Genomic DNA, 25,055 nt, shown 5'->3' with positions numbered 1-25,055 from the left:
CCGGGTTCCCGCCTGAGTGAGTGTCTCAGATGTCATGACACCCAAATGTCTCAGAAGTGAGGAGACAGCACAGAGGGTTAAGGGTACGACCTCGCGACCTACCCTACGATCCGGGCAGCCAGCACGAGGCCGTCACCCCGTGGCCACAGTGCTGTCCGTTCCCTGCTGCATCCACAGGGCTCCGACACTGCAGTAGCCACCTCATCCACCCGCCCATCACGCTTGCCGTATGGAGCCCTATCCCGAACCGCCTCAACTGCCTCCCGTTGTCGTGTCCGCCGGCCCACCGGCCGCCATGCGCAACCCCGTCAGGCTCCTTCGTGGTGTCTATGGGGATATCGGCGCTCAGGACCTGCCCCGTTGGGAGGCCGGCGCGCGTCTCAGTCTGGCTCGTTGCGCGGCCGCCTGCCTTCAGGTCACGTCCGCGCGCTGCCTGAGCCACGAGTCGGCCGCACTCGTTCATGGTCTGTGGTTGCGGGAACGTGAGCCGGACGTCAGCGTCGTCGTCCCCTCAAGTCCGCACCATCCCCACCAGGAGCTCCCCCTCCCGCCGGGAGCACAACGCCTCGCCTACCTGCGACGACGACACCTGACGCTGCCGCAGAAGGACATCACCACCGTCTCGGGCCTGCCTGTGAGCACCTTGGGACGGACCGCAGTTGACTGCGCCTTCGACCTTCCCGCCCACGACTCGGTGTGCGTGGTCGAGTCGGCGCTCCGCGCTATCGCCCGTCCATCGCGATACCAGTACTCCCAGTCGAGCCGCCGAGTCGAGGCTGCCCGGCATCAGCTCCAAGCCACCATTGCGGCGCAGGGCCCACGTGCCGGGGCGCGGCGCGCACGTGCCGTCGTCGCCATGGCCTCGGCCTTCACCGAATCACCGGGCGAGTCGCTGCTGCACTGGTTGGTGCGCGCTCTGGGCCTGCCGGCTCCGCGCATTCAGATGGCGATCACGGACGTCCACCACTCCCGCCTCTACTTCCCCGATGAGGCCTGGCCGGAGTACCGGGTAGTGGCGGAGTTCGACGGGCGGATCAAGTACAGGGACCCGGAGGACCTGTGGCAGGAGAAGCAGCGCCAGGACGCCCTGACTCGCATGGGCTGGCGCATCGAGCGCTTCATCTGGGCGGACTTCACGCACCTCGACGTGCTGCGCGCCCGGCTCCTGACTCTCTTCCCCGCCGCCGTCGCCCGAAGCGCGCGTCCCGTAGCAGACCTGTGGAGATGATCGCCGGCTCCCGACCGCCCCGTCGTGCCTTATGCCTCGAGGTCGAGGGTTAAGGGTACTGTGCTGTCTCCTCACTTCTGAGACATTTGGGTGTCATGACATCTGAGACATTTGGGTGTCATGACTTCTGAGACACCGGTGGGGGTTATGACCTGTGAGACGTTCGGGGGCGTCGGGGTGGTAGTGGGATGAGTCTGTAGGGCGGTTTCTTGGTGTCGATGGTGGAGCGGTTGCCTTGCTGCCTCTGGGTGGGTTGGGGCCAGGGCAGGGACACGAAGCGGCGTCCGTCGGGGTCGTAGAGGTCCAGGCGCGTGGGGTACTCGATCAGGGTGACCTCGATGCCGCGCATGGTCTGGCCCAGTGACAGTGCACGGTCCTTGTAGGACACGCACCCGTTGGACATCACGGTGCGTCGGGCGCGGTCCACGGCACTATCCGAGCCGGTCGGGTCGGTGGGGTCGGGCAGGCTGATGGGGCCGCCGCCGGCTGGGAGGCGCTCCAGGTCGATGGGGGCTGGGCTGGCCAGCGCCCTGGGGGTCTGCGCCCATACCCTCAGCGGGGTCAGTGCGATGCCGTGGCCCTGGTGCTGGCGCTCGGTGTTGTAGTAGCTGGTGAAGCGGTCCAGCTCGGCGTTGAGCTCCTCAAGGGTGCTGGCCGGGTGGGCGCGCAGCCAGGCGGCTGCCGGCTGGTGGGAGCGCTCGACCTTGCCCTGGGTCTGAGGGTGGCCCACCCGCCCGCTGATGGGACGCACCCCCAGGGATGCCAGCCACTTCTCGGTGGCTCCCGGTCCAGTGATACGGCTGGTGTTGAACGCCAGTGCGTTGTCCGACAGGATCGCCGCCGGGCGCCCCCAGGTGGCGAAGGCCTCCTCAAGGACCGTGCGGGCGCCTGCCACGCTCTCACCGCCCCAGCAGGCCCTCAGGGCGGTGATGACCCGCGAGCAGTCGTCAACGACCTGGTAGACGGTCACCAGACGGTCCTCCAGGCGCCATTGGAAGCCGTCGATCTGCCACAGCTCGTTGGCCGCGCTGCGGGTGAAGCGCTTGTACGACGTCCTGGGCCGCTTGCGCGGGGCGGGGACCACCAGGCCGGCTCTGCGCAGGCTGCGGGCGATCGTCGCGCGAGAGGGAGCCGGAACGCTGGCGCCCTGGCTCATCACCCACCACACCGAGGCCGGACCCGCCTCCCGGCCGGCGGCGAGCAGGTCGGCGCGAACCTGGGCGATGCGCTCATCAGTGCCCTGGTCCCACACCCGCGCCGGGTGGTGCGGGGCCCGTGAGCGCGCCGTCAGCGCGGCAGCCAGGCCCTCGTGCTCAGCGCGTCGGCGTATCCGGTAGAACGAGGCCCGCGAGATACCCACCTGAGCGCAGAACTCCTCCACGCTCATCCCACTGGTCCTGGAGTCAAAACCTATGACCTGCTCACGCCGAGACGGCGAAATCGAGTTACCCATAACCCCCAGGCAACCCACCCCACCAGTGTCTCAGATGTCATGACATCCGAAACTCTCAGAAGTCATGAGACAACACAGAGGGTTAAGGGTACGACGTCGCGACCTACCCTACGATCCGGACCGCCGGCACGACGCTGTACGACCCAGCACGACCCAGGACAACGCCGTCGGGCCGGAGCCCCCACGGGGAGGACCCGGCCCGACGGCGGAAGGATGCCCGGCGCTCAGCGCGCGGGGACGACGTTGACCTCGAGGGGGGCCACGACGTCGGCGTGCAGGCGCACGGAGGCGCTGTGACGGCCGGTCGACTTGATCGGCGGCACGACCTGGATCTTGCGACGGTCGACGGCGGGGCCGCCGGCTGCCTTGACGGCGTCGGCCAGGGTCGCGGTGGTGATGGCGCCGAAGAGGCGGCCGTTGTCACCGGCGGTGGCGGAGACGGTCACGACGTTCTCCTGCAGCCAGGCTCGAGCGGTCTGGGCGTGCTCGAGGGACTCGATGGAGCGCTTGCGGCGCGCCTCGGCCATCTGGTCGATCTGGCGCTGGGCGCCCTTGGTCCACGGGGTGGCCAGCTTGCGGGGCAGGAGGTAGTTACGGGCGTAGCCGTCCTTGACCTCCACGACCTCGCCGGCGGAGCCGAGGTGGGAGACGTCGTGCGTGAGGATGAGCTTGGTGGTCATTGCGCGTGCCTCCGATCAGCGAGCCGAACTCGAGTAGGGCAGCAGAGCCATCTCGCGGGCGTTCTTCACGGCCTTGGCGATCTTGCGCTGCTCCTGGACGGAGACGCCGGTGACGCGACGGGCGCGGATCTTGCCGCGGTCGGAGATGAACTTCCGCAGCGTGGCGGTGTCCTTGTAGTCGATGGTGCCGACCTTGATGGCCTTGACGGGGCTGACCTTCTTCTTCGGCTTGCGAAGTTGGGGCTTCGCCATGGTGGTACTCCTTGGTCTGAGCGCTTGAGCGCTCTACGAGATGAAAAGTGTTGTGTGAGAGGGAACGGGACGACGACGTCGCGGCTTTAGAACGGGGGCTCGTCACCGAAGGAGGTGGAGCCGCCCGTGGCCCACGGGTCGTCCGCGGCGCCGCCGGCGGGGGCGTTGTACCCGGACTGGCCCTGACCGCCGAAGCCGCCACCGCCGTTGTAGCCGCCCTGCTGGGGGCCGCCCTGGTTGTATCCGCCCTGACCGCCCTGGTTGCCGCCGAAGCCTCCGCCCTGAGGGCCGCCCTGACCGCCGCCGAAGCCACCCTGGCCGCCGCCGCGCGGCTGGCGGGTGACCTGGGCCTTGGCGTAGCGCAGGGAGGGGCCGATCTCATCGACCTGCATCTCCACCACCGTGCGGTTCTCGCCCTCACGGGTGGTGTAGGAGCGCTGGACCAGCCGGCCCTGGACGATGACGCGCGTGCCCTTGGTCAGCGACTCGGCCACGTTCTCCGCGGCGTCACGCCAGATCGAGCAGCGCATGAACAGGGTCTCCCCGTCCTTCCACTCGCCGGCCTGGCGGTCGAAGGTACGCGGCGTGGAGGCGACCGTGAAGGAGGCCACCGCTGCCCCGGAGGGCGTGAAGCGCATCTCGGGGTCCGCGGTGAGGTTCCCGATGATGGTGATGATGGTGTCTCCGGCCATGGCGTTGTCTCCGTTCCCGGTAGAGGCTCAGGCCTCGGGACGCAGCAGCTTGGTGCGCAGAACGGTCTCGTTGAGGCCGAGCTGGCGGTCGAGCTCCTGGGCGATCTCGGGCGTGGTGGTCATGTCCACGACGGCGTAGAAGCCCTCGGACTTCTTCTTGATGTCGTAGGCCAGCCGGCGCTTGCCCCAGATGTCGACCTTGTCCACGGTGCCCCCGTTGCTGGGGACGACCTGCAGCAGCTTCTCGAGCGTCGCGTTGGCGGTGCGCTCGTCCGTCTCGGGGTCGAGGATGATCATGATCTCGTAGTGACGCATGCTTGGTACCCACCTCCTCTGGTCTGTGGCGGTCACGGTCCTTCCGTGACAGGAGGGTGATGCGTGCGGCGCACCATCCGGTGAACAGAGGTCCATCCGCCCGACGGCGCAGCCAGTTCGCCACATTACCGGACAACCGGGTGGCCCTGAAAGCCGAGACGGTGGGCCGACGACGTGCCATACAACACGTCATCGGCCCACCGTCAGGCTTCCGCGGGCGGACGGGATCAGTCGGCGGACAGCGAGGCGCTAGAGGACGCCGCCCTGGTTGCCGCCGTTATTACCGCCGCCGTTGTTTCCACCGTTGCCGCCATTGTTGCCGCCGCCTTGGTCGCCGGGGTTGCCGCGGTTGCCGCCGCCGCCTTGGTCGCCGGGGTTGCCGCGGTTGCCGCCGCCGCCCTGGTCGCCACCCTGGTCGCCGCCATTGTTGCCGCCGCCCTGGTCGCCACCATTACCGCCCTGGTCTCCTCCAGGCTTCTTCTCGGAGTCCGGTTGCTCGGTCTGCTTCCCGTCAGGCTGCGGGGTGCCCTGCGGCGTCGGCTCAGTGGTCGGCTGCGGGGTGGGGGTCGCAGTCGCCTCAGGCGGAGCGGTGGGGGTCGTAGTCGCCTCCTCCTCCGGCTCACCGGTGGGCTTGGCGGTCTGCGGAACCGTTCCACCACGGGTGGCCAGCAGCTCGGCCGGCGGCGGGAAGTCCTCAACCTCCAACCCCTCGTGCGCGACATTCATGTAGTCGATGAAAATGTCCGCCGGGTAGGTCGAGCCGGTGATCTCGTCGTACTCCCCCCAGGGCTCGATCGACTCCTCCGAGCCGTCCGTTCCCGTCTGGTAGAGGGTCACCGCGGTGACCACCTGCGGAGTAAAGCCCACGAACTGGGCGGACTTGTTGTCCGACGACGATCCGGTCTTCGCGGCAACCGGGCGATCCATCTTGGCGGCCACCTTGTCCGCACTGCCGTTCGGGCCGGAGACGACCTGCTGGAGGGCGTAGGTCGTATCCGCCATGACGTCCTCGTCGAACTCACGATGCCCCTTGGTGTCCGCCGTGTAGCGATCCGTGCCATCGGGGTTCTTGAGGGAGGCCACGATGTGGGTGTCGTGCCGGATGCCCTGCGAGGCGAAGGTGGAGTAGGCCGTCGCGATATCGATCGTGTGCGGGGAGGCCGAGCCGAGCACGTTCTGGACAAGAGTCCGCTGCTCCGGGGTCTTCAGCCCCTGGGTGTTCTCCGGGTAGCCGGCACGGTTCGCCACCTTGGCCGTGATCCCCTCCTCCAGGTCCTCGGCATTCATGAGCTCCTGATTGAGCTGGAGGTAGGGGGTGTTGAGCGACTGCTCCGTGGCCTGGGTGAGGCTGGCCCACTTCAGGGAGACGTTCTTGAAGTTCTGGAACTGATGGCCCTCGATGGTCATCGGCGAGGTGGCCGGATAACCACTGTTCAAGGACCACCCGTTCTCCAGGGCGGCCACCAGCGCGAAGGGCTTGAAGGTGGAGCCGGCCTGGGCGATGGCATCGGTCGAGGTGTTGACCTGACTGGTCAGATAGTCATCACCCCCGTAGAGCGCCAGCAGACCGCCCGTCTTGGGGTCGATGGACACCAGCGCCTTGCGCAGGTTCGGCGAGGCGCCAGGAGGCAGGGAGTTGACCGCGTTGACGGCGGCCTCCTGGTCCTTCTGGTTGATCGTGGTGACGATCTTGAAGCCGCCGGTGTCGATCTGCTCCGGCGAGATCTTGGCCTTGTTCTCGAGCTCGGAGCGCACCATCTGCAGCAGGTAGCCGTTGGTGCCGGCGTAGACCTGCTTGGTCTGGGACTCCTTGACGTCCGGCATACCCGTCTGCTTGGCCTCGTTGTACTGGGCCTGGGTGATGTAGCCGTCGTCGAGCATGAACTGCAGGACTCGCCCCCACCGCTCCTTGGCCTTGTCCGGGTTCTCGGCCGGGTCCCAGGCGCTGGGCGACGGCAGGATCCCCGCCAGGAGCGCGGCTTCCGAGGGGCTCATGTCCTTGGCGGGATGGTGGAAGAAGGCCTGCGAGGCGGCCTCGATTCCATAGGCGCCACGGCCGTAGTAGACCGTGTTGAGGTAGTCGCCCAGGATCTCCTTCTTGGGCTTCTCCCGGTCGATCTTGATGGCCATGATGGCCTGCTTGAACTTGCCGGAGTAGGAGCTGGTGGTGTCGACGTAGTAGTTCTTCACGTACTGCTGCGTCAGGGTCGAGGCGCCCTGGGTGTCGCCTCCGCGCAGGTTGTTGATGAGGGCGCGCGCGATGCCCTTGGGGTCGACGCCCTTGTTGGAGTAGAAGGAGCGGTCCTCGGAGGCCACCACCGCGTTGCCCACATAGTCCGGCAGGGTGGAAGCGTCCACCGACTGCCGGTTGATCTCCGCGAACTTCCCCATCTCCGTGGTTCCGTCGGCGTAGTAGACCGTGCTGCTCTGAGCCAGCGCGAACTCGCTGGGCTTGGGCACCTTGATGGTGTTGTAGGCCCACATGAAGGCGCCGACAGTGCTGAGCACCCCCAGCAGGAAGACGCCCAGGACGAACCGCCAGCTGGGAATCCAGCGGTGAATCTTGCCCTTGCCGGCGCGGGGGTAGTTGAAGAAACGGCGCTTACGCCCCGAGGCGGCGTCCTTGGAGCGCTCGGCCTTCGACGGCTTGCGCCCCTTTCCGGGCTTCTTACCGCCCCCCGAGACCCTGCCCAGGGTATGCCGACCGGCGCTGGCCACCTGGGTCAGCTTGTTGCCGACGGGGCGGCTGGGTCCGCTCCCACTCGTGCCTTCTGCCACGCGCTCCTCGTTTCGGTTGATGTCATGGAGGTGACTGGGTGCCGCGACGGCGCGGGGGATAACGCTCCGGTTGCGACATAGGGTCTCATCATGACCGATGTTGGCTGCTGGCGCCGACTCGGAGGCCGGTCACCGTCCAGCAGGACCGCCGACGGCGATCGGGAGTGATCGCTGCGGACAAGCCGCATCGGGCGCCGACATGCGTCCAGTATGAAGGAACACCGGGCCGTGATGGTAGCGATGCAGACCTGGGAACCAGCCATGACGTGACCGACTCACGTTATCGGGTTGTCACCTAAATCGCCCCGAACAGCGCTTTCGTGCGCTTTGAGGGTCGACGACGGCGCACCGGGAGCCAGAATGTGAGTTCGCGCCCAGCCGGCAACGAAGCACACCGAAAACGGCCGGTATCAACCAGGACAATGGTCCCCGGCTGCTGGTGAGACACTGACCTTAATCCTCCCGCTAGGCCAGTTTCGCGTCTCGGCTCCTCGCCTGCTCGAGGAGCGCCGCCCCTCACTCGTCCTCACCCGTTCCGCCCAACCGGGGAGATCCTCCATGGACGCCAGCGCAGCCCTTCAGACCCTCAGCATCATCCTTCAAGTAGCCATCATCCTCACCTGCCTCATCGTCGGGGCGAAGAAGGGCGGGATCGCCCTCGGTCTCATCGCCGGGATCGGCCTGCTGGTCCTCGTCTTCGGCTTCCGCCTGGAGCCGGGGGAGGCCCCGGTCGACGTCATTCTCACCATCCTGGCCGTCATCGGGTGCGCCGCCACGCTCCAGCAGTCCGGCGGCCTGGACGTCATGATGCAGGTGGCCGAACGGGTCCTGCGTCGACATCCCGAGCAGATCACCATCCTGGGTCCCTGCGTCACCTGGTTCCTCACCGTCCTATGCGGGACCGGCCATGTCGTCTACACGATGCTGCCCATCATCGCGGACATCGCCATCAAGAAGAACATCCGCCCCGAACGCCCCATGGCCGCCTCATCGGTCGCCGCCCAGATGGGCATCACCGCCTCACCGGTCTCGGTGGCCACGGTCTCCATCGTCTCCATCATCGCCAAGAACACCGATCGGCACTGGTCAGTCCTCCAGATCCTGGCGATCTCCATCCCGGCGTCGCTGTGCGGGGTCCTTCTGGCCGCCCTGTGGTCGATGCGCCGGGGCAAGGACCTGGACGAGGACGAGGAGTACCAGAAGCGGCTGGAGAATCCGGAGTTCCGCGCCACCGTCCACTCCAGCTCCGAGACCCTCATCGGCAAGGTGTTCCCACCCCAGGCCTACCGCGCCACCTGGATCTTCCTGGGCGCCATCGCCGCCGTCGTCGTCCTGGGCGCCCTGGAGGTACTGCGTCCCCAGTTCCCCACGGGAGACAACGGCGCCATGGAGCGCCTGAGCATGAACCTGGTCATCCAGATGGTCATGCTCGCCGCCGGGGCACTGATCCTGCTGACCTGCAAGGTGCAGGCCGGCAAGATCGCCTCCACCGCCGTGTTCAAGGCGGGGGCCACCGCCATGTTCTCCATCTTCGGGGTCGCCTGGATGACCGAGACGGTCGTCCACGCCCACCTGGAGAGCCTGGAGCACAGCCTCTCGGGCGTCCTGTCCCACCACGTGTGGATGTACGCCATCGTCCTGTTCATCATCGGCAAGCTGGTGAACTCCCAGGCCGCCGGCCTGCTCATCGTGGCCCCCATGGCCCTGTCACTCGGGGTGAGCCCGGTCGTCGTCGTCGGGTTCATCGGCGCCTCCTACGGGTACTTCATCCTGCCCACCTACCCCTCGGACCTGGCGGCGATCGGCTTCGACCCCACCGGCACCACCCACATCGGCAAGTACGTCATCAACCACTCCTTCCTGGTGCCCGGGCTCATCGGAGTGCTCACCTCCTGCGTCGTGGGCACGGCACTGTCCCAGATGCTCCTGTCCTGAGCGCCCTGTCCTGAGCGCTCGATGTCGCACCGGTCGGTCGCCGCGAACGGTGACCGACCGGCGGGTGCGACGTCGAACACACTGGAGAAGCGGTCCTTCTGGGCAGAACGTAACAGGAGCGTGTCGTTTGGTCCGTCTAGGCTCGTGCCATGACAACTACAGACGCGGCCACCACTTCCGCCATCGCCCTGCGTTTGGAGCTGCTGGGACTTCCCGTTCCGGCACCGGTCAAGCAGAGTGAGGCGGACCGTCTCATGTCCCCGATTCTGGCTCGCCAGCGCGAGCTCTCCCGCCGGCTGGCTCACCGCCCCTGTGCCGCCGACCAGCGCATTCAGACCTTCCTCGACTCCTACCTGGAGGGCGCGGCCGTCACCCCGAGGCTGCCCCGCTCCACCTTCGTCCTGGACCAGCCGGGCCTGGCGCGGGCCCTGTCCCTGCCTGAGGACGCCACCAGCTTCACCTCCGACTACGTCGAGAGCTACCGAGTGCTCGGCGGCGTCCTGCACAACCCCCGCAACGACCGCCGCACCACTGCCGGCGTCTTCCACGTCGCCGAGGGCGGCCTGCCGATTCCCGATGACAAGATCGCCGTCCCGCGCGATGTCTTCGCCCGTCTGCTGGCCCACGCCGTCGATGCCCCCGAGGACCTGCTGACCCTGCCGTGGGCCTCCCGGCAGGAGGACCCGGCCCGCTGCTTCGTGTCCCTGCTGCTGCGCCCCGTCGTCGTGCCCGAGGTCCCCGGCTTCTCCGCCGAGCGCTCCATGGAGATCCGTTTCATCGCCCCCGGTGGCCTGGTCTCCAACCTGGACTTCGTCGAGGGCATCTTCGGCAACGGCGGCGACCCCTACCTGCCGGAGAACGACTCCTCCCTGGCCCCGGAGTCCTGGACCGGCCACACCGGCTGCGTCATCCTCGCCCCGCACCTGACCACTCTGACCAAGAAGGAGCTGGGCCTGCCCTCCTGGGAGGAGGCCACCGAGCGTCAGCGCCGCGACGGCCAGTGCTGGAAGGACGAGGCCGAGCTCTACAACGGCGGCAAGGCCTTCAAGTGCGTGGCCCGTGACGAGCGCGGCGTCATCGTCACCGTCATCGCGGACAACTACTTCGGCTACTGCAAGAAGGAGGTCAAGACCCAGATCGGGTACTCGGCCAACCTCTTCGGCTGCGTGGAGGAGGAGCACGCCGGCGGCGCCGTCGCCTACCCGCGCTACAACCTGGGCCAGGAGTACACCGACATCCACACCCCCGAGGGCCTGACCCTCGAGCACGTCATCGAGCGCAACCCCGGCCGCTTCGAGGCGCGCCAGGACGGGTCCGCCGTCGTCGTGGACGACCCGACCGTGGTGCTGGTGCCCGCCGGCGCCCACTACTCGATGCGCAGCCAGACGATCACCTGGACCGGCCCCGACGGCCAGGAGGCCTCGATCCCGCTGCTCGTGGGCAACACCTACGTGGCCCCCAACGGCTACCGGGTCCATGCCAAGCACCGCGAGGGCGACGCCACCCAGTGGCACCTGGTGGGCACCGCCCCCTGGTCCACGCAGGCACACAAGCCGGCCACCGTCTCCGGCGGCGGCAAGTCGGAGATCTCCAAGTCCCTCCTGGACGCCTTCGTCTTCGGTGAGGCCTACGTCGGCGACGTCGACGAGGACTTCGACGCCGTCCAGGCGATCCTCGACGGCAACTACGCCGACCGCTTCGTGGACCCGGCCAACAAGAGCAACAACCACCGCTCGATCCTCTCCGAGCGCCGCTCGCTGGGAAGCGTCATCAAGCTGCTGACGCCGTCGTCGATGTACACCGATGAGTACAACGCCTTCCTGGAGTCGATCCCGGCCCACATCAAAGAGCTCGTCTTCACCGTCAAGCGCTTCTACCAGCCCAGCTGGGGCCAGGACTGGCGCAGCCACTTCTCCGTGGGCATCATCAACGGCCGCAAGGGCAACTCCCTGCGCCTGGACGGTGAGGTCATCAAGGTCAACATGCTGCGCGTGGGCTTCGAGGACGACGGCGCCTGGCGCCTGCTGTCCCTGCGCCCGGACTTCTCGCCTGCGGCCAAGGTCCAGACCGAGGACGACATCACCGCCTCGATCGTGGCCCCCGGCGGCCTGGTCTCCACCCCGGACTCGCAGCTGTCGCGCAAGTTCGTCACCAACTGCGAGTCCCTGCTCTTCCAGCGGCCCGACGACGCGATCGTGCGCGGCTATGACAAGCAGACCGAGTCGGACATGTCCGATCCGCAGGCGGACCTGTTCATCTCCAACTTCCAGCCGCTGACGCCCGCCGACGCCCGGGCGATGGCCGCCGACGCCCCCGGCCTGTCCCGCTTCACCCAGCCCATGCAGGACCTGGTGGCCCGCGCCGCCGCCCTGCCCGAGGCCGAGGACCCCGCCGAGCAGACCTACTGGGTCTCCACGGCCGACCCGCGCCTGGTCAACGGCGCCCCCACCAAGAACCCCCGCTACCTCCAGGTGCGTCCCGACATCGCCAACCCGAAGGACGTGGCGCTGGCGGACCTGACCAACCACCTCTTCCGGGACGTTCCCCTGGACGAGGCGCTGCGTCACAGCGTCGACGTCGTCGCCGCCGGGCGCCGCAATAACCCGCCCGAGGACGGGGTTCCGCCCCTGTGCGCCTACAACCCGCTGCACTACATGGAGCTGCCCGAGCTGTTCATGGAGTTCATCTCCTCCATGACCGGCAAGTCCCCCTCGACGACGGGCGCCGGCAGCGAGGGAGCCCTCACCAAGGCCCCGTTCAACGCCCTGCCGGCCATCTACGACCTCAACGCGGCCCTGCTGTCCTACGCCCTCAGCGGCTATGACGGCTGGCTGTCCTCGGCCGGCTACATCGGCCCGAAGGTGCAAGTGGCCCACGACATCTCGCTGCTCATCCCGGAGATCTTCTCGCGCATGAGCGCTGAGGAGCGCGACGCCCACCACCTCGTCGAGGGCGGCTACCTCGAGCGCATCGAGGACTTCGAGTACGAGGGTCGCACCATCCAGGCCTCGCGCCTGGGCTACCGCATGAACCAGGCTTTCACCTCGACCTTCTTCGGCCGGATCTTCCTGCACCCCGACGTCGTCTTCACCGAGCAGATGCTGCGTCCCGAGCTGCAGGATGAGGCGGTCTTCGCCGACTCGGTGGACATCATCGTCACCACCCACAAGGTGGTGGCCGAGCACTACCGGGCTGACGGCTCCATCGAGTGGGCCGTGCCGCCGCTGCGGGCCCTGCTGGAGATCATGATCGACGGCACCTCCCGCGAGGGCTGGGACCTGACGAGCCCGGAGTTCCGCGCCCTGTTCGAGCGGGAGAACATCCTGAGCTCGTCGTGGTACGCGGAGCGCCTGGACGCCAAGGTCGCCCGCGACACCCGCCTGGCCCACCAGGCCATCGAGGACCTCACCCGCTTCTACACCGCGGAGAACAACGAGGAGGTCGTCGAGCGCCTGGGCATCGAGGGCCGCCTGGCCGAGGCCCGCGCCTGGCTGGACAAGGTCAGCTCTCCGGCCTACCGCGAGCACCTCGTGGGCACGCTCGGCCTCCAGCCCTCGCTGGCCTGAGCGGACGTCGCGCCGGGCCTGCACCGCACTCCCGCGGGCCCGGTCGCGCACCCGCCCTCTCGCTGACGACGACGGAGCGCGTGTGGGGAACAGCAATCCTGTTCCCCACACGCGCTCCGTTCCTCACACTGCCTCTTCGTTCCGATGGACGAGGCTTGGCGGGGCGCCGGTGTCCATGGTGCTGACATCAACCCCGCTCCGGCACCGCGCGCCGAAAAGAAATCGCGGTATTGCAACGATCCTCGAGGAGGTCTTCGCCGTCGGACTCGTGAGTGTCAGCACTGCGGACACTGGGCCGCCGGTCAGCCGACGTCGGCGTTGCCGGACAGGTGCCAGGTGGCGTTGGCCCAGGGGAAGACGTACTGCATGAGCACGTAGACGACTCCGGCGATGAGGATGAGCGACTCAATGGCCTTAAGCCACGCGGGACCCGGTAGGTGGCGCCAAATGAATCCGTACATCAGTTGACCCCCGGATCGTTGAGCACGGACTCCGGACGGCCCTCGGAGCGATCCATCCAGTACTCGAACTTCGCGTGGACGATCCAGCGCTGGTCATTGCCGAACTCGCCGGCGGTCGATCCGTGGCAGGTGGTCAGCGTGATGTAGCGATCCTTGGGCTGGGCGTCCGGCTGGTCGGGGACCGGAGCGATGACCTCGACCTGCTCGGGCTGGACGAGCTCGTGGCTCTGCACCTTGAACACGTACCAGGTCTTGGCCGTGGAGACGATGATCTCGTCACCCTCATGGAGCAGGTCGATGCGGCGGAAGGAGTTGCCGTAGGTGCGCCGGTGCCCGGCGATCGCGAAGTTCCCGAGCTCTCCGAGCTGCTGGGTGTTGGTGTAGTGGCCCGCCGCCGCCTGGTCCAGGACGTCGGATCCGGTGCCCTCCATGATGGGCATGTTGTTGTTGGTGACGCCGTACCACTTGGGGACGACGAGCATCCCGATGGTCTCGCCGTAGCCGACCTGCTCCATGACAGGCGGAGCATCGTAGTGCTTCTGGCCTGTCTTCCTGGGGGACTCGACCTGCTTCTCGTGGAACTGCGTGGCCACCGCCTGCGCGCTGGCGTTGGCGTCAATGCCGGTCCACCACAGCTGCCAGCACAGGAAGAGAGCGACGACGAGGCCAGCGGTGATGAGCAGCTCACCGATTCCGGTCAAGGTGCCGTTGAAGATTCGAACAGCACGACTCTGGCCGGGTGCACGGTGTCGCACAAGACCTCCTCTAGTCATCGCCCCTCCTCAGAACTGGGACATCATCAGGTTAGCGGCCAGTCTAAGGGGGTACACCCCCCACATGACCAGCCGGGAGTGGTGGACTCATCACAGGGTGCACCGTGAGGAAGCTTCACAGCATGTCCTAGGCTAGGCCCGGATGTATTGCGGTGGTCTCATGCCACCATCCCCAACTAGTGAGGAGACCCAGGGTGGCCTTGGAGAAGAAGTCCACAGCGGACGACGCCGACAAGAGCTCGGAGAAGGTCTCGAAGAAGAGCTCGGAGAAGAACAGCGCGAAGAGCGCTGAGAAGGGCAAGAGCTCGAAGAAGGGCTCTGCCGCCTCTGAGAAGACGGAGACGAAGGACAAGGCGACCAAGGTCTCGAAGAAGAGCTCGTCGTCGAAGAAGAAGCACCCTGAGCGCTCCGGCAACCCGGCCAAGGCGGCCAAGGCTCTCGAGGAGGAGTCGCGCGCCGCGGCGAACCGGGTCTCGCGCACGCCCAAGAAGATCAAGGACACCGCCTCTCCGCGCTGGTACGCCCCCACCATGGTGACGCTCCTGGTCATCGGGCTGCTGTGGGTTGTCGCCACCTACCTCTTCCAGGGCAGGTACCCGCTGCCCTACTTCGCCGAGCACCACGCCGGAGACTGGCTGTACAACGGCAACCTCTACATCGGCTTCCTCATCATGATGTCGGGCTTCCTCGGTCTGCTTCGCTGGAAGTAGCAGGTTTCAGACACTCACACGATCAGGCATCCGCACAGGCCCCCGAGCATCGGCTCGGGGGCCTTGTCGTCACAACGGTTCGGTCCTACTTTCCAGGCGCCCGGCACAGCGGATTGACACAGCGGGTTGAGCGAGCCGACAGGACTGCTTGTTGATCGCATCACCGAGGGCCGCCCCACGAAGGGGCCCGGGCTGGATCCCCGGAGCCCGGCACGCATGGCCTCGGCCCGCTCCCTCTTCCTCCCCAGGCCATCTGTGGATCCGTGGACAACTGACTCCCCACAACCCACGTCGACTTTCCCCATATGTGGACAGGCCTGTGGATAACTACACGCTTGTGTTTCCACACCTGTGTCCACAGATGTGGATGAACCACAGAGGTGTTCTTTCAGGCTTGTCATTCATGGCCGCACGGGCTGCACGGGCTGCGCGGGGCTTCTCAGGGCCGGTGCGTCTCATGTGCCGTCTCCTCACTTCTGAGACACGTGAGTGTCATGACTTCTGAGACACCCGCTCGGGCGGGAACCCAGGGCAGGCTGGTGGTCCTGGAAGCGAGGACAGGACGAAGGGAAGAGGTCTGGTGGGGCGTCGGTGTCCACAGCGCTGACATTAACCCCTCATCGAGACTGCTCGCCGAGGAAAAACCGCAGTATTCCAACGATCTCCGTTGGGTGATTCGCCGGCAGGCTCGCTCATGTCAGCGCTGTGGACACCAGGCCGCGCAGGAGTGAGCCCGGGGTTCTTGTCGCAGAGCCCGGCGCCTCCGTCACAGGTCCTCCCCACCGCTCCCTGACCGCCGCCAGTGATGGGGTACGGAGGCTATGGCTCGACGCCGGGTCCGCCAAGAGTGGGCCCGAGTCGGCCTGCTCCACGAGGGTCGGGATCCACTGGCCAAGGGTTGTGCGTACTGCACGAAGGCCCCACCTACCCGAAGTGCACCCGACCCTCGTCCAGTAGCATCCCACCCTCGTGCAGTTCGCCCGGACGATGCCGGCAGCCACCACAGTGACCGGGGCAGCCCCTCTCCGGCAGACCGAAGCAGCAGAGCTCTCCCATCCGGCAGACCCGCCCCCGACCGGTGTTTTGAGATGTCATGACATCCGAAACTCTCAGAAGTCATGACGCAACACAGGGGCGGTGCGTCTCAGGAGAGGAGGGCCCGAAGCAGATCGAGCCCCACCAGAACCACCGCGACCGCAACGGTTCCAGCGATCCCCACGACCTGCCGCTTCCCCCGTGGCGCCCAGGCGTAGATCGCCGAGACGATCCCTCCAACGACAAGCCCACCGAGGTGCCCCTGCCAGGAGATGTTGGCCCCCAGGAAGGAGATGACGGCATTGATCGCCACCAGCGCCACGATCCCCGAGGTGTCTCGCCCGAAGCGCCGTTGCACGATGAACATGGCCGAGAACAGGCCGAAGACCGCTCCCGAGGCGCCCACCGTCAGCGTGAGCCAGGACTCCGTGTCCGGCCAGGAGAGCCAGTAGATCATCGTCGAGCCACCCAGGGCGCTGAGCAGGTAGACGCAGGTGAAGCGCCACCGCCCGAGCAACGGTTCAAGAGCACCGCCCAGCACCCACAGAGCCCACATGTTGAAGCCGAGATGCATGTAGTTCGCATGCAGGAAGGCGGTGGTCAGGAACCGCCAGGGCTCGTAGACGGCCAGCGCCGGCACGAAGCCCAGGCGGAGCTCCAGCGACTGCATCGTCACCTCGGGGATGAGGACTTGAAGCGCGTAGACGACGACGCACAGGCCGACGAGGATCTTGGTGACCAGGGCCCCGGAGGTGACGTTCCCGCCCAGCAGCGTGCGCGCCTGACGTCGGCCGGCCTGAGACTGACGAGCACAGTCCACACAGTGCACCCCCACCGAGCTGGGCACCTGGCAGGCGGGACAGGTGGGTCGGTCGCAGCGCTGGCAGCGCACGTAGGCCACCGTGTCCGGGTGCCGCGGGCACACCGGCGGTGCCTGCTGCGGAAACGAGTTCGTCGAGGTCATCGGATGCTCCTGTGCGGATGATCGGGGCTTGAGCGGGTTGGGACGGGTGAACCGGATACGACGACGCCGCCGGGACGCGGGTCCCAGCGGCGTCACAGAGGCGAATCACACCTGATTCCGGTGCTTCGGTAGCGGTGCGGTGGGTGACCCCTCGTTGCTGAGCGGCCACCCCTTGTCCTCGTGGAAACTACTCGGTGATGTCCACCGAGGTGATGATGACGTCCTGCACCGGGCGGTCACGCGGGTCGGTCTCCACAGCGGAGATCGCGTCGACGACGGCGCGGGAGGCCTCGTCGGTGACGGCACCGAAGATCGTGTGCTTGCCCTGGAGCCACTCGGTGGGAGCGGTGGTGATGAAGAACTGCGAGCCGTTGGTGCCCTTGCCCAGGCGGCGGCCGGCGTTGGCCATGGCCAGGACGTAGGGGGCGGCGAAGGTCAGGGAGGCGTCGATCTCGTCGTCGAAGACGTAGCCGGGTCCTCCGGTACCGTCACCCAGCGGGTCACCGCCCTGGATCATGAAACCAGGGATGACACGGTGGAAGATGACGTTGTCGTACAGCGGAGCGTGGGACTCCGCGCCGGTGCGTGGATCCGTCCACGCCTTCTGGCCGGTGGCCAGCCCCACGAAGTTGGAGACGGTCTCAGGAGCCTGCTCGGGGTAGAGCTCCAGGCGGATATCGCCGAGGTTGGTGTGAAGAGTCGCTTCCATGAGTGACATGGTGGCACGGTCGCGGGCCCATCGGCATGAACCCCTCAGTGGTGTGCGGTGCTGTTCACCCCAGGCAAAACGGCTGGACATCGTGTGGGCCAGGCCGCGCCGGGGTGCGACCATTGGTGCACGTTGCACAACGACCGTCTGTATCCGTTTCCAACCTGGGAGGCAACCATGTCCTGCCTGACGAAGACATGCTGCGATAAGAAGCTCGACACCACTCATCTGCGCAAGGAGGCAGCATCCCTTGCCGGATCCGTCGTCGGCCAGGCTGAGAAGGCCGCCCTGTGGGCTGCTCCGCACGTCAGCAAGGCCGCCGGGGGCGTGGCCCGCGCCGCCAAGGACGCACAGGAGCGTCTGGAGCCGGTGGTCCACGAGGCCCGCTACCGGGTTGTCGAGGACTACATCCCTCGTGCGCAGCGCGCCGCCGTGGCTGCCCAGGCTGCTGCAGGTACGGACGGTACCCTGACAGAGCGCGCCCAGCGCGTGGCTGTTGCCGCAAAGTCCGCCGCATTGGAGGTTCCCGTGAAGAAGCAGAAGAAGCACCGCGTGCTCAAGACCCTGGGTTGGCTCGCCGTCGCCGGCGCGGCCGCTGCCGGCGCCTATGTCGTGTGGCGTCGTAGCCAGCCCGTTGAGGACCCGTGGGCCGAGGAGTACTGGGCCGACTCCACCGAGGATGAGGCCGCCTACGGCATCAGCCCCGAGGATGCTCAGGCCTGACCGCCCCCTCTGAATTCACGACGGCGCCGCGCTGGGTCATGTCCAGCGCGGCGCCGTCGTTGTTCCAGTTCTCATCCCATGGCAGTTTCCATGGCACTTTCCATAGCGCTGCCGCAGCGACCGACGCCTGCCGGCTGCCGTGGCGAGGGCCAGCCGATCAGGCCCGGTGACGGTGGACGCGGAATCCGGGGCCGATGTCGCCGGCCGGGACCATCTCGGCCAGAGAGGCGGGGTCGCTCAGTGAACTCGCCGCGATGAAACCGGTGATGGTGTCCACGCCGTAGTCGAGGAGCACCGGGTTGAGTGGCGTCGATGGCCCCACCAGGACGGTGTGCGCCTGGCGGGAGAGCTCGATGAGGCGCGGCGCGGTCTTGTTGACGAAGCTCGATGAGGAGATGAAGACGAGGTCGCACTCGGGCAGGACGTACTCGCAGGCGCTGTCCGGCCAGTCGCCGGGCTGAAGGTTGCGCTCGAGGCAGATGTACTCGCCGGCGCCGGCCAGGGCGGCCTCGGCGAAGGGGAAGTGCCCGATGACTGCGACTCTCTTGCCGACGATCATCTCCCGGTAGGGGTCGAAGACCTGGCGCCAGGTCAGTCCCTCCCCGGTGGGTTCGAAACCGTTGTCAGCAGCCGTCTGCTCGCGCGAGTACCAGGAGTTGATGGCGGCCTGGCCGATGCTGGCCTCAGCCAGGTTCCAGGACTTCGCCAGGGCGCCGACGTCGCGCAGCGGCCGCCCGTCGAGTGGCCCGTCGTTGAGGGCCGGCCGGCTGCGCACATCCATGGTCCAGGCCGTGCCGACGCCGCCGGCGGAGTTGAGGACGCGGCTCCAGCGGGGCCCCTGTCCCGCTGTGCGCACGACGACGTCGTCGGGCAGTCCGTCAAGAAGCGCATCGTAGATCTCCCAGGGCTGTGACATGACCTCATCCTTCTGTAACCGGGCGGTGACTGAGCCTTACCTATCCTAAGCAGTCCTGTCCGATGGCGCAGCCCTTCACCCCAGTGCCTCAGCGACTCCTCGCGGCATCGCCTCAGCGCAGACAGAACCGGCCACCACTGCCCAAGCACCGCTTCCCGCACAATGAGCGCAGGCACAATGAGTGCACCAGAAGAATACTAATACGTCACTTTCCGACCAGGGACCCAAATTTATCGGCGACACTCAACCGTGACATTGATTGCTGTTGAGTTGCAGGAATCTCACCGTGATTCTCTGTGGAATTCCTTAATGCTACCGTGTCAAGGCCCATGACCCTAAAACTGAGGTAGCGCTTCATGCTTCGCAGATTCTTTGTCCGCTCACACCGGCGGGAACTGACGTCGTCACGTCAACCCTCACGCCAGTCTCGTCGGAGACTGAGGAGCGGTGCCGCCATCTCGACATTTGCCCTGATTGCCGGCGCATTGGGCACGACGACGCTCCCGGCTCCCCCGGCCAAGGCCATTTATGGTAATCCTGCCGGAGGATCGGGAAAATACACCCAGGTGATCGACTGGATCGACTGGACCGAGATGACCAATACCTTGCCCGGAAAAGGCACGAGAATCCTTCCCGACGGAAGCACCGGCGTGGTCTGGTCGACTCCCTCACGGATCTCCGGCGATAAGTGGCGAACCAGTCGATGCACCCTGTCCAATGTGCGCACCACCGCCGTGGGAAAGAACGAGACGGGGCTGCCCACGGACCGGGGCCTGAGTGTCGGATACTATCCGGGTAACTGGAGGGGAGACGGCCTGGCTCGCCTTTACAATGACGGCACCAACTACACCGCCGGGGTCGCCAAGAAGCCCTATACGACCTCATCGAACCTGCCTCTGGGCATTGCCAACCTGAGGGACTCCTCCACGCAGCAGTTCCAGATCGAGTGCAGCGCCTACCTGGTGACCTCCACCTCCCAGCCCGCGAAGAGCCAGCTGGAGCGCTTCCCCAACAAGGTGGAGGTTCCGATGGAGGGCATCGTCTTCGCCGATGCTGAGGCCTCGAGCTGGCACATACCGAACGGCCAGAAGGAGTACATCTCCGTTTCCCCGATCCCCTACGTCGCCTCCCAAGACGTCACCTACCGCCTGTTGGAGAGCGCCCGGACACCGGGATGCATCACGAACTCCGTCATCGGCAAGGTCTCCGTCTCCACCCCTGTTGGCAACCGGCCCGGCGTCAAGATGCGCCCGGACGACGCCGAGTGCAGCGCCAAGGTCCCCAACGGCTACGGCCCCTCCTCGGTCATGTTGCTGAGCAACATGCGCACCGGCTACGTCGAGATCCACGGGGGCGGTCGAGGCGCCGTCGCCTTCGGTGTCGTCTCCTACATGGACTACGGCGACGCGCCTGAGAGCTACGGTGTCGCGGGCAGCGCGTTCCAGCCGGCCTGGAGCGGCGGGGAGCTGTCTGACAGCGGAGAGCGCAACATCGCCCGCGGCAAGGCACCGTATGAGGGCGACGCCGGAGACTGGTACAACCTGAGTGCGGCAACGGACCAGGGGAACGTGGCCACCACGAACTCCGCCGTCGTGCGTCTGGGTGCCCTGACGGACCATGATGACAACATCACCCACAGCGCTGACGCCTCGAGGGACAACACCACGGATATTGATGACGAGGACGCCCTCCCCGCCAACTGGGACCGCGTCATCTGGACCGATATCGGCCAGAAGTGGAGTCAGGAGATCACCTGCTCGGGCAGCAACACCAAGATTGCCGGCTGGGTGGACTGGAACCGGGACGGAACCTTCTCCGCCGGTGAGCGCTCCGCGGTGACCTCCTGCTCCAGCGCCGGTAAGGCCACCGTGACCTGGACCGTCCCCCAGGACGCCAAGCGCAGCACCATCAATGGCAACGGTGCGGCCACCTTCATGCGTCTGCGCATCACCGGCGCCCCGCCCAACGGGCGGGCAGCCGAGGACCCTCAGCCCACCGGCATCGCGGTCAATGGTGAGGTCGAGGACCACCAGGTGCAGGTCCAGCTGCCCAACCTGTCCCTGGCCAAGCAGGTGGACAACACCGCGGCCGGTTCTCTGGGCCTGTCCGCCAAGGACTGGACGCTCACGGCAACTCCCAAGCGCGGTAAGACCGCCTCAGGCGCCGGCGGCTTCGACTCCGCTTACCTGCCCCAGGGCCAGACGGTGCTGTCGGAGTCCTCGTCGTCGCCCAAGTCGGCCGGGTACAAGGCCACGGTCTCCTGCGTGCCGCACCCGAACTCGGATATCAGGACTCCGTCGTCGACGGTCAACTCCGCCTCCAAGACCCTGGATCTGGCCACTGGTGAGTGGATGCAGTGCACGATGGTCAACACGGCTCAGCCCGGTCAGGTCGTCTGGAGCAAGGTCGACGACGCCGGCAACCCGCTGGCGGGGACCGTGTTCACGCTGGCCTCCCCGGCGCTCAACGGCGGTCAGAAGGAGGTGACCGACTGCGTCGTCACCGGTGGGAAGGCCACGTGCCCCAACGGCTCGGTGGATCAGGACCCTCGAGCCGGGTTCTTCAAGGTCTCCGGGCTCACCTGGGGCGAGTACTCCATCACCGAGACCCAGGCGCCGGCCGGTTACCACCTGTCCTCCACCACCCTGACCAAGACCCTGGACGGATCGGCGCCGGCCGCCGGTAGGGACGACGACACACCCACCCTTGACCTGGGTCAGGTCACCAACGCCCGGATCAAGGGGTCGGCCACCTGGACCAAGACCGATGAGCGCGGCAACCCCATCAAGGGCGCCCAGTGGTCGCTGATTCCCCTTGACTCCAACGGTCGGCCTCAGCCGGATCAGGCCCGCACCATCACCGACTGCGTGGGCACCTGCGCCCAGGGCGGCCTGGACACCGATGCGAACCCCGGCGCCTTCAAGCTGGCGGAGCTGGGCTACGGCTCCTACCGGCTCGTCGAGACCAAGCCGCCGGTCGGCTACGTCCTGGACGCCACCCCCCGCACCATCACCATCTCCTCCCAGGGGCAGGTCGTGGCGCTGGGCAAGATCTCCAACCGCAAGTCGGCGGTGCCCGCCATCCCCTTCACCGGAGGCAGCGCGGCCGACACCTTCCTCATCGCCGGAGGGGCGGTGCTGGGGATCACGGTGCCGGCCATGATGATCCAGGCCTACCGACGCCGGCGGGCCGGTATGGACTGACGACAGCCCCGTGAGGGAACGATCCTCCCCGCGGATGAGCGTGGCTGACGGGCTGCGGGTGCTTCGGCATCGGCAGCCCGTCAGCCGTTTCCGCACCCCTCTCCCTTTGATTTCAGTATCGATACTGATACTGTTCGGACATGGCCTCTTCCGCACTGCTGCACCCAGTTCGTCTGCGCATCATCCAGACACTGCTCGCCGACGGCGACCTCACCCCTCATCAGCTTCATACGCACCTTGTCGACGTCCCCATCGCGACGCTCTACCGGCACATCAACCACCTCACCTCGCACGGACTCATCGAAGTGGCCCGGGAGCGGCAGGTCCGGGGGACCAGTGAGAAGACCTATCGAGTCACCCCCGGAATGGCCAACCCGACCCCGCAGGACCTCAACTCCTTGAGCCGCGAGGAGCTCATGACGGTGTTCACGGTCTTCACCACCGGACTCATCGGCGACTTCTCCGCATACATCCGCGACGGCGATCATCCTGATCTCACTAAGGACCGGGTGAACTTCACCCAGGCCAGCTTCTGGGCGACCCAGGCCGAGGTCGACACCTTCCTGGACACCGTTTCCCAGGCCCTGCAGAACCTGCTGGGGAATCAGCCCGGAGGCGAGCGGCGTCGTCGGACGCTGACCACGGTCCTCATCCCACGGCCCGACGGCGAGCAAGGCTCCTGACCGCACTACCTCCTCCCCACGCACCCTTCACCGAGAAAGCGAGCCTCACCGTGAACGCTCCTGCCCATTGGGCCATCTGGATCCCCGTCATCGTCCTGGTCACCATCGTGGTCGTGACATGTCTGATCGATATCGCCAGAGGCTCCCGCGTCAAGCATCTGCCCAAGGCGGCCTGGGCTCTCATCGTGGTGCTCGTCATCCCTCTTGGAGCGGTGGCCTACCTGGCCCTGGGGCGGGTCAGGGGAACAACGCTGAGTGACGGAGATCTGTGATGCCTCCCGGCACCGCTGTGCGCGTCAGTCACCTGAGTCGGGTCTTCGCCAATGGAGCCGGGATCCATGACATCTGCCTGGAGGCCCGGGACCAGTCGGTCACGGCAGTCATCGGGCCCAATGGCGCCGGTAAGACCGTTCTGTTCAGCGTGATCGCCGGCCTGTGCCCGGCCGATGAGGGCGACGTCGAGGTCACCGATGGCCGGACGGTGGCCTACTGCCCGGATGTTCCTCAGTTCGAGTCATGGCTGACGGCAACCGAGATCGTGGAGACATCCTTGGCGCTCTCGGGCGCCTGCGGCGACATCAGTGTCTCCGAGGCGCTGGATCAGTGCGGGCTGGCCCGGGTCGCCAAGCGGCGGGTCGCCGACTTCTCCCGAGGGATGCTGCAGCGCCTGGGGATCGCGGCAGCACTCGTTCTGGACCCAGCTCTGCTGATCCTGGACGAGCCCAACAGCGCCCTGGATCCCGTCGGCCGCGCCGACGTGCGCCGTCTCATCCAGGAGCAGAAGCAGCATCGGAGCATTCTTCTGTCCAGCCATCTGCTCAGCGAGGTCGAGCAGCTGGCCGACCAGGTCGTCGTCATCAATGAGGGGCGCGTCATCTCCCAGGGCACGACGGCGGATCTCCTCACTTCGGGTCGTGAGCCCTCCTGGACCCTCAGGTTCCTGCACCCCTGTGAGCCCGGCGAGCAGGCACGTCTGACGACGAGGTTGAACGAGGCTTTCCCCAGCGGTTCCTTCACCACACCGACCACAACCACCTGCACGGTCCGGTTCCCGAGCCTCGAGATGGGTACGGCCCTGCTTGCCCAGGTCATGGAGCAGGTGGACCTCCCCATGCTCGAGGTGACGCTGACGGGCCGCGACCTCGATGCCTCCTTCGCCAGCCTCGTCACCGGACAGGAGTCCTGATGCCCACTTCACCTCGGCTGGCCTCGGCCCACCCCATCCGAGCCTCCGTCTTGAGCTCTCTCGTCGTCGAGCTGCGCCGGCTCATGCGTTCCGGGCTCGGTCTCGGGGTACTCGTGGCCTTCGCCTTCTTCGGGCTGTCCAGTCCGGCTCTGGCGATCTACATGCCTGAGATTCTCGGCGCCGCAGCGAGCAGCGACCAGCTCACGATCTCGGCCTCGCAGGCCACACCGGCCGATGCCGTGTCCCTGTTCAACCAGTCCGCCATGCAGCTGGGCCTCATTGTGACAGTCGCGGTGGCGATCACCTCGATCGGTTGGGACACGCGCCCGGGCTCCTCGATCTTCTACCGGACCCGGGTACGCCGGTTGAGCACCGTGCTGCTCCCGCGTCTGGCCGTCGACTGGGTCGTCGCGTGGGCAACGTACTCGTGCGGCCTGCTCCTCACCGTCGTCGTGACTGCCGGCGCGATCGGACGCCCACCTACCGCCATGGTGGTCAGGACGTGGGTGGCCAGTGGCCTCTACATCGTCATGGCGATGAGCATCGGCCACCTGCTTGCGGCCGGCCTGCGCCGGACGACGACGGCCATCGCCCTGACCACGCTCCTGGTCCTCGTCCTACCGGTGATGAACCAGGTACCGGGAGTGTCCCGCCGGCTTCCCACCGCGCTGCTCCTGCCGACGGGGCTGCATGCGATGCCGGTGATCGCGGCCCTGGTCGTCATCGCACTGTGCGCCGTCGGAAGCGTCCTCATCGCCAACCGGCAGACACTCCGGCGCGATGCCTAGCGGGA

The 25,055-nt window shown here is 66.8% G+C and carries 21 protein-coding genes; 10 read left to right on the top strand and 11 right to left on the bottom strand.

Translation table 11 applies throughout. The features are described 5' to 3' along the window. Positions 1 to 229: 229 nt before the first annotated feature. On the top strand, positions 230 to 1,228 hold the full coding sequence (locus AB7V09_RS10025; protein ID WP_419143653.1) for a hypothetical protein: 999 nt from the start codon (positions 230 to 232) through the stop codon (positions 1,226 to 1,228). 145 nt (positions 1,229 to 1,373) lie between these two features. Here AB7V09_RS10025 and AB7V09_RS10020 read toward each other — a convergent pair whose 3' ends face one another. From AB7V09_RS10020 to AB7V09_RS09995, 6 genes are all read right to left on the bottom strand, one after another. Further along, positions 1,374 to 2,615 (bottom strand): DDE-type integrase/transposase/recombinase, encoded by a 1,242-nt coding sequence (locus tag AB7V09_RS10020; protein WP_419143652.1) that lies wholly within the window; start codon positions 2,613 to 2,615, stop codon positions 1,374 to 1,376. Positions 2,616 to 2,905: 290 nt separating this feature from the next. Further along, a complete protein-coding gene (gene rplI / locus AB7V09_RS10015; protein ID WP_003788450.1) occupies positions 2,906 to 3,361 on the bottom strand; it encodes a 50S ribosomal protein L9 in 456 nt (151 codons plus the stop codon). A gap of 15 nt (positions 3,362 to 3,376) precedes the next feature. Continuing rightward, entirely contained in the window at positions 3,377 to 3,613 is a 237-nt protein-coding gene (gene rpsR, locus AB7V09_RS10010; RefSeq protein ID WP_003783656.1) for a 30S ribosomal protein S18, read from the bottom strand. An 86-nt stretch (positions 3,614 to 3,699) separates the two neighbouring features. Further along, the gene (locus tag AB7V09_RS10005) at positions 3,700 to 4,305 is read right to left on the bottom strand and encodes a single-stranded DNA-binding protein (RefSeq protein WP_003788452.1); all 606 of its coding nucleotides are present in this window, start codon (positions 4,303 to 4,305) and stop codon (positions 3,700 to 3,702) included. 27 nt (positions 4,306 to 4,332) lie between these two features. Next, positions 4,333 to 4,620 (bottom strand): 30S ribosomal protein S6, encoded by a 288-nt coding sequence (gene rpsF, locus AB7V09_RS10000; RefSeq protein ID WP_003788455.1) that lies wholly within the window; start codon positions 4,618 to 4,620, stop codon positions 4,333 to 4,335. Between the two features lie 249 nt (positions 4,621 to 4,869). Continuing rightward, complete coding sequence (locus AB7V09_RS09995; protein WP_419143651.1) at positions 4,870 to 7,398, bottom strand: transglycosylase domain-containing protein; 2,529 nt, start codon at positions 7,396 to 7,398, stop codon at positions 4,870 to 4,872. Positions 7,399 to 7,956: 558 nt separating this feature from the next. On the opposite strand from AB7V09_RS09995, the gene AB7V09_RS09990 reads away from it, so the two are divergent. Together AB7V09_RS09990 and AB7V09_RS09985 are read left to right on the top strand one after the other, a co-directional pair. Continuing rightward, entirely contained in the window at positions 7,957 to 9,333 is a 1,377-nt protein-coding gene (locus AB7V09_RS09990; RefSeq protein WP_419143650.1) for an anaerobic C4-dicarboxylate transporter, read from the top strand. A gap of 149 nt (positions 9,334 to 9,482) precedes the next feature. Continuing rightward, complete coding sequence (locus AB7V09_RS09985) at positions 9,483 to 12,899, top strand: hypothetical protein (RefSeq protein ID WP_419143649.1); 3,417 nt, start codon at positions 9,483 to 9,485, stop codon at positions 12,897 to 12,899. A gap of 302 nt (positions 12,900 to 13,201) precedes the next feature. On the opposite strand, the gene AB7V09_RS09980 is transcribed toward AB7V09_RS09985, so the two are convergent. Both AB7V09_RS09980 and AB7V09_RS09975 read right to left on the bottom strand, forming a co-directional pair. Then, positions 13,202 to 13,360, bottom strand: coding sequence for a hypothetical protein (locus AB7V09_RS09980; protein ID WP_009406747.1), 159 nt, complete (start codon positions 13,358 to 13,360; stop codon positions 13,202 to 13,204). After that, complete coding sequence (locus AB7V09_RS09975) at positions 13,360 to 14,133, bottom strand: class E sortase (protein ID WP_314158097.1); 774 nt, start codon at positions 14,131 to 14,133, stop codon at positions 13,360 to 13,362. Before AB7V09_RS09975 ends, AB7V09_RS09980 begins: the two co-directional genes overlap by 1 nt. A gap of 194 nt (positions 14,134 to 14,327) precedes the next feature. On the opposite strand from AB7V09_RS09975, the gene AB7V09_RS09970 reads away from it, so the two are divergent. After that, positions 14,328 to 14,843 carry a cell division protein CrgA gene (locus tag AB7V09_RS09970; RefSeq protein WP_278699481.1) on the top strand — a complete coding sequence of 172 codons (516 nt, stop codon included), beginning with the start codon at positions 14,328 to 14,330 and terminating at the stop codon, positions 14,841 to 14,843. 1,144 nt (positions 14,844 to 15,987) lie between these two features. Here the strand turns inward: AB7V09_RS09970 and AB7V09_RS09965 are convergent. Together AB7V09_RS09965 and AB7V09_RS09960 are read right to left on the bottom strand one after the other, a co-directional pair. Continuing rightward, a complete protein-coding gene (locus AB7V09_RS09965; protein ID WP_075414321.1) occupies positions 15,988 to 16,842 on the bottom strand; it encodes a rhomboid family intramembrane serine protease in 855 nt (284 codons plus the stop codon). 187 nt (positions 16,843 to 17,029) lie between these two features. Continuing rightward, positions 17,030 to 17,551 (bottom strand): peptidylprolyl isomerase, encoded by a 522-nt coding sequence (locus AB7V09_RS09960; protein WP_029316092.1) that lies wholly within the window; start codon positions 17,549 to 17,551, stop codon positions 17,030 to 17,032. 177 nt (positions 17,552 to 17,728) lie between these two features. On the opposite strand from AB7V09_RS09960, the gene AB7V09_RS09955 reads away from it, so the two are divergent. After that, complete coding sequence (locus tag AB7V09_RS09955) at positions 17,729 to 18,274, top strand: hypothetical protein (protein WP_075414320.1); 546 nt, start codon at positions 17,729 to 17,731, stop codon at positions 18,272 to 18,274. A gap of 157 nt (positions 18,275 to 18,431) precedes the next feature. On the opposite strand, the gene AB7V09_RS09950 is transcribed toward AB7V09_RS09955, so the two are convergent. After that, positions 18,432 to 19,190, bottom strand: a complete 759-nt coding sequence (locus AB7V09_RS09950; RefSeq protein ID WP_075414319.1) for a Rossmann-like domain-containing protein — start codon at positions 19,188 to 19,190, stop codon at positions 18,432 to 18,434. A 566-nt stretch (positions 19,191 to 19,756) separates the two neighbouring features. Here AB7V09_RS09950 and AB7V09_RS09945 point away from each other — a divergent pair. The 5 genes from AB7V09_RS09945 to AB7V09_RS09925 all read left to right on the top strand — a co-directional run bounded on the left by AB7V09_RS09945 (position 19,757) and on the right by AB7V09_RS09925 (position 25,050). Continuing rightward, entirely contained in the window at positions 19,757 to 22,393 is a 2,637-nt protein-coding gene (locus AB7V09_RS09945) for a CshA/CshB family fibrillar adhesin-related protein (RefSeq protein ID WP_419143648.1), read from the top strand. 140 nt (positions 22,394 to 22,533) lie between these two features. After that, entirely contained in the window at positions 22,534 to 23,076 is a 543-nt protein-coding gene (locus AB7V09_RS09940; protein ID WP_419143647.1) for a helix-turn-helix domain-containing protein, read from the top strand. Between the two features lie 50 nt (positions 23,077 to 23,126). Next, on the top strand, positions 23,127 to 23,348 hold the full coding sequence (locus AB7V09_RS09935) for a PLDc N-terminal domain-containing protein (protein ID WP_419143646.1): 222 nt from the start codon (positions 23,127 to 23,129) through the stop codon (positions 23,346 to 23,348). Then, complete coding sequence (locus tag AB7V09_RS09930) at positions 23,348 to 24,262, top strand: ABC transporter ATP-binding protein (RefSeq protein WP_419143645.1); 915 nt, start codon at positions 23,348 to 23,350, stop codon at positions 24,260 to 24,262. The genes AB7V09_RS09935 and AB7V09_RS09930 overlap by 1 nt, the downstream gene beginning before the upstream one ends. Further along, entirely contained in the window at positions 24,262 to 25,050 is a 789-nt protein-coding gene (locus AB7V09_RS09925) for an ABC transporter (protein WP_419143644.1), read from the top strand. The genes AB7V09_RS09930 and AB7V09_RS09925 overlap by 1 nt, the downstream gene beginning before the upstream one ends. The last annotated feature ends 5 nt before the right edge of the window (positions 25,051 to 25,055 follow it).

Source organism: Actinomyces sp. SKVG-SVH-4(1) (genome assembly GCF_048514265.1).
Taxonomy (GTDB): Bacteria; Actinomycetota; Actinomycetes; order Actinomycetales; family Actinomycetaceae; genus Actinomyces; species Actinomyces oris.
The sequence above is the reverse complement of the archived record's forward strand: the minus strand, read 5'-3'. Positions and strand labels throughout refer to the sequence as shown.

Bases quoted from the DNA above. Each gene is read 5' to 3' on its own strand.
- rpsF (WP_003788455.1), bottom strand. From the start codon at position 4,620: ATGCGTCACTACGAGATCATGATCATCCTCGACCCCGAGACGGACGAG.
- rplI (WP_003788450.1), bottom strand. From the start codon at position 3,361: ATGACCACCAAGCTCATCCTCACGCACGACGTCTCCCACCTCGGCTCC.
- AB7V09_RS09925 (WP_419143644.1), top strand. From the start codon at position 24,262: ATGCCCACTTCACCTCGGCTGGCCTCGGCCCACCCCATCCGAGCCTCC.
- AB7V09_RS09990 (WP_419143650.1), top strand. From the start codon at position 7,957: ATGGACGCCAGCGCAGCCCTTCAGACCCTCAGCATCATCCTTCAAGTA.
- AB7V09_RS10025 (WP_419143653.1), top strand. From the start codon at position 230: ATGGAGCCCTATCCCGAACCGCCTCAACTGCCTCCCGTTGTCGTGTCC.
- AB7V09_RS09965 (WP_075414321.1), bottom strand. From the start codon at position 16,842: ATGACCTCGACGAACTCGTTTCCGCAGCAGGCACCGCCGGTGTGCCCG.
- AB7V09_RS09930 (WP_419143645.1), top strand. From the start codon at position 23,348: ATGCCTCCCGGCACCGCTGTGCGCGTCAGTCACCTGAGTCGGGTCTTC.
- AB7V09_RS09960 (WP_029316092.1), bottom strand. From the start codon at position 17,551: ATGGAAGCGACTCTTCACACCAACCTCGGCGATATCCGCCTGGAGCTC.
- AB7V09_RS09980 (WP_009406747.1), bottom strand. From the start codon at position 13,360: ATGTACGGATTCATTTGGCGCCACCTACCGGGTCCCGCGTGGCTTAAG.
- AB7V09_RS10005 (WP_003788452.1), bottom strand. From the start codon at position 4,305: ATGGCCGGAGACACCATCATCACCATCATCGGGAACCTCACCGCGGAC.
- AB7V09_RS09950 (WP_075414319.1), bottom strand. From the start codon at position 19,190: ATGTCACAGCCCTGGGAGATCTACGATGCGCTTCTTGACGGACTGCCC.
- AB7V09_RS09985 (WP_419143649.1), top strand. From the start codon at position 9,483: ATGACAACTACAGACGCGGCCACCACTTCCGCCATCGCCCTGCGTTTG.
- AB7V09_RS09955 (WP_075414320.1), top strand. From the start codon at position 17,729: ATGTCCTGCCTGACGAAGACATGCTGCGATAAGAAGCTCGACACCACT.
- AB7V09_RS09975 (WP_314158097.1), bottom strand. From the start codon at position 14,133: ATGACTAGAGGAGGTCTTGTGCGACACCGTGCACCCGGCCAGAGTCGT.
- AB7V09_RS09940 (WP_419143647.1), top strand. From the start codon at position 22,534: ATGGCCTCTTCCGCACTGCTGCACCCAGTTCGTCTGCGCATCATCCAG.
- AB7V09_RS10020 (WP_419143652.1), bottom strand. From the start codon at position 2,615: ATGAGCGTGGAGGAGTTCTGCGCTCAGGTGGGTATCTCGCGGGCCTCG.
- rpsR (WP_003783656.1), bottom strand. From the start codon at position 3,613: ATGGCGAAGCCCCAACTTCGCAAGCCGAAGAAGAAGGTCAGCCCCGTC.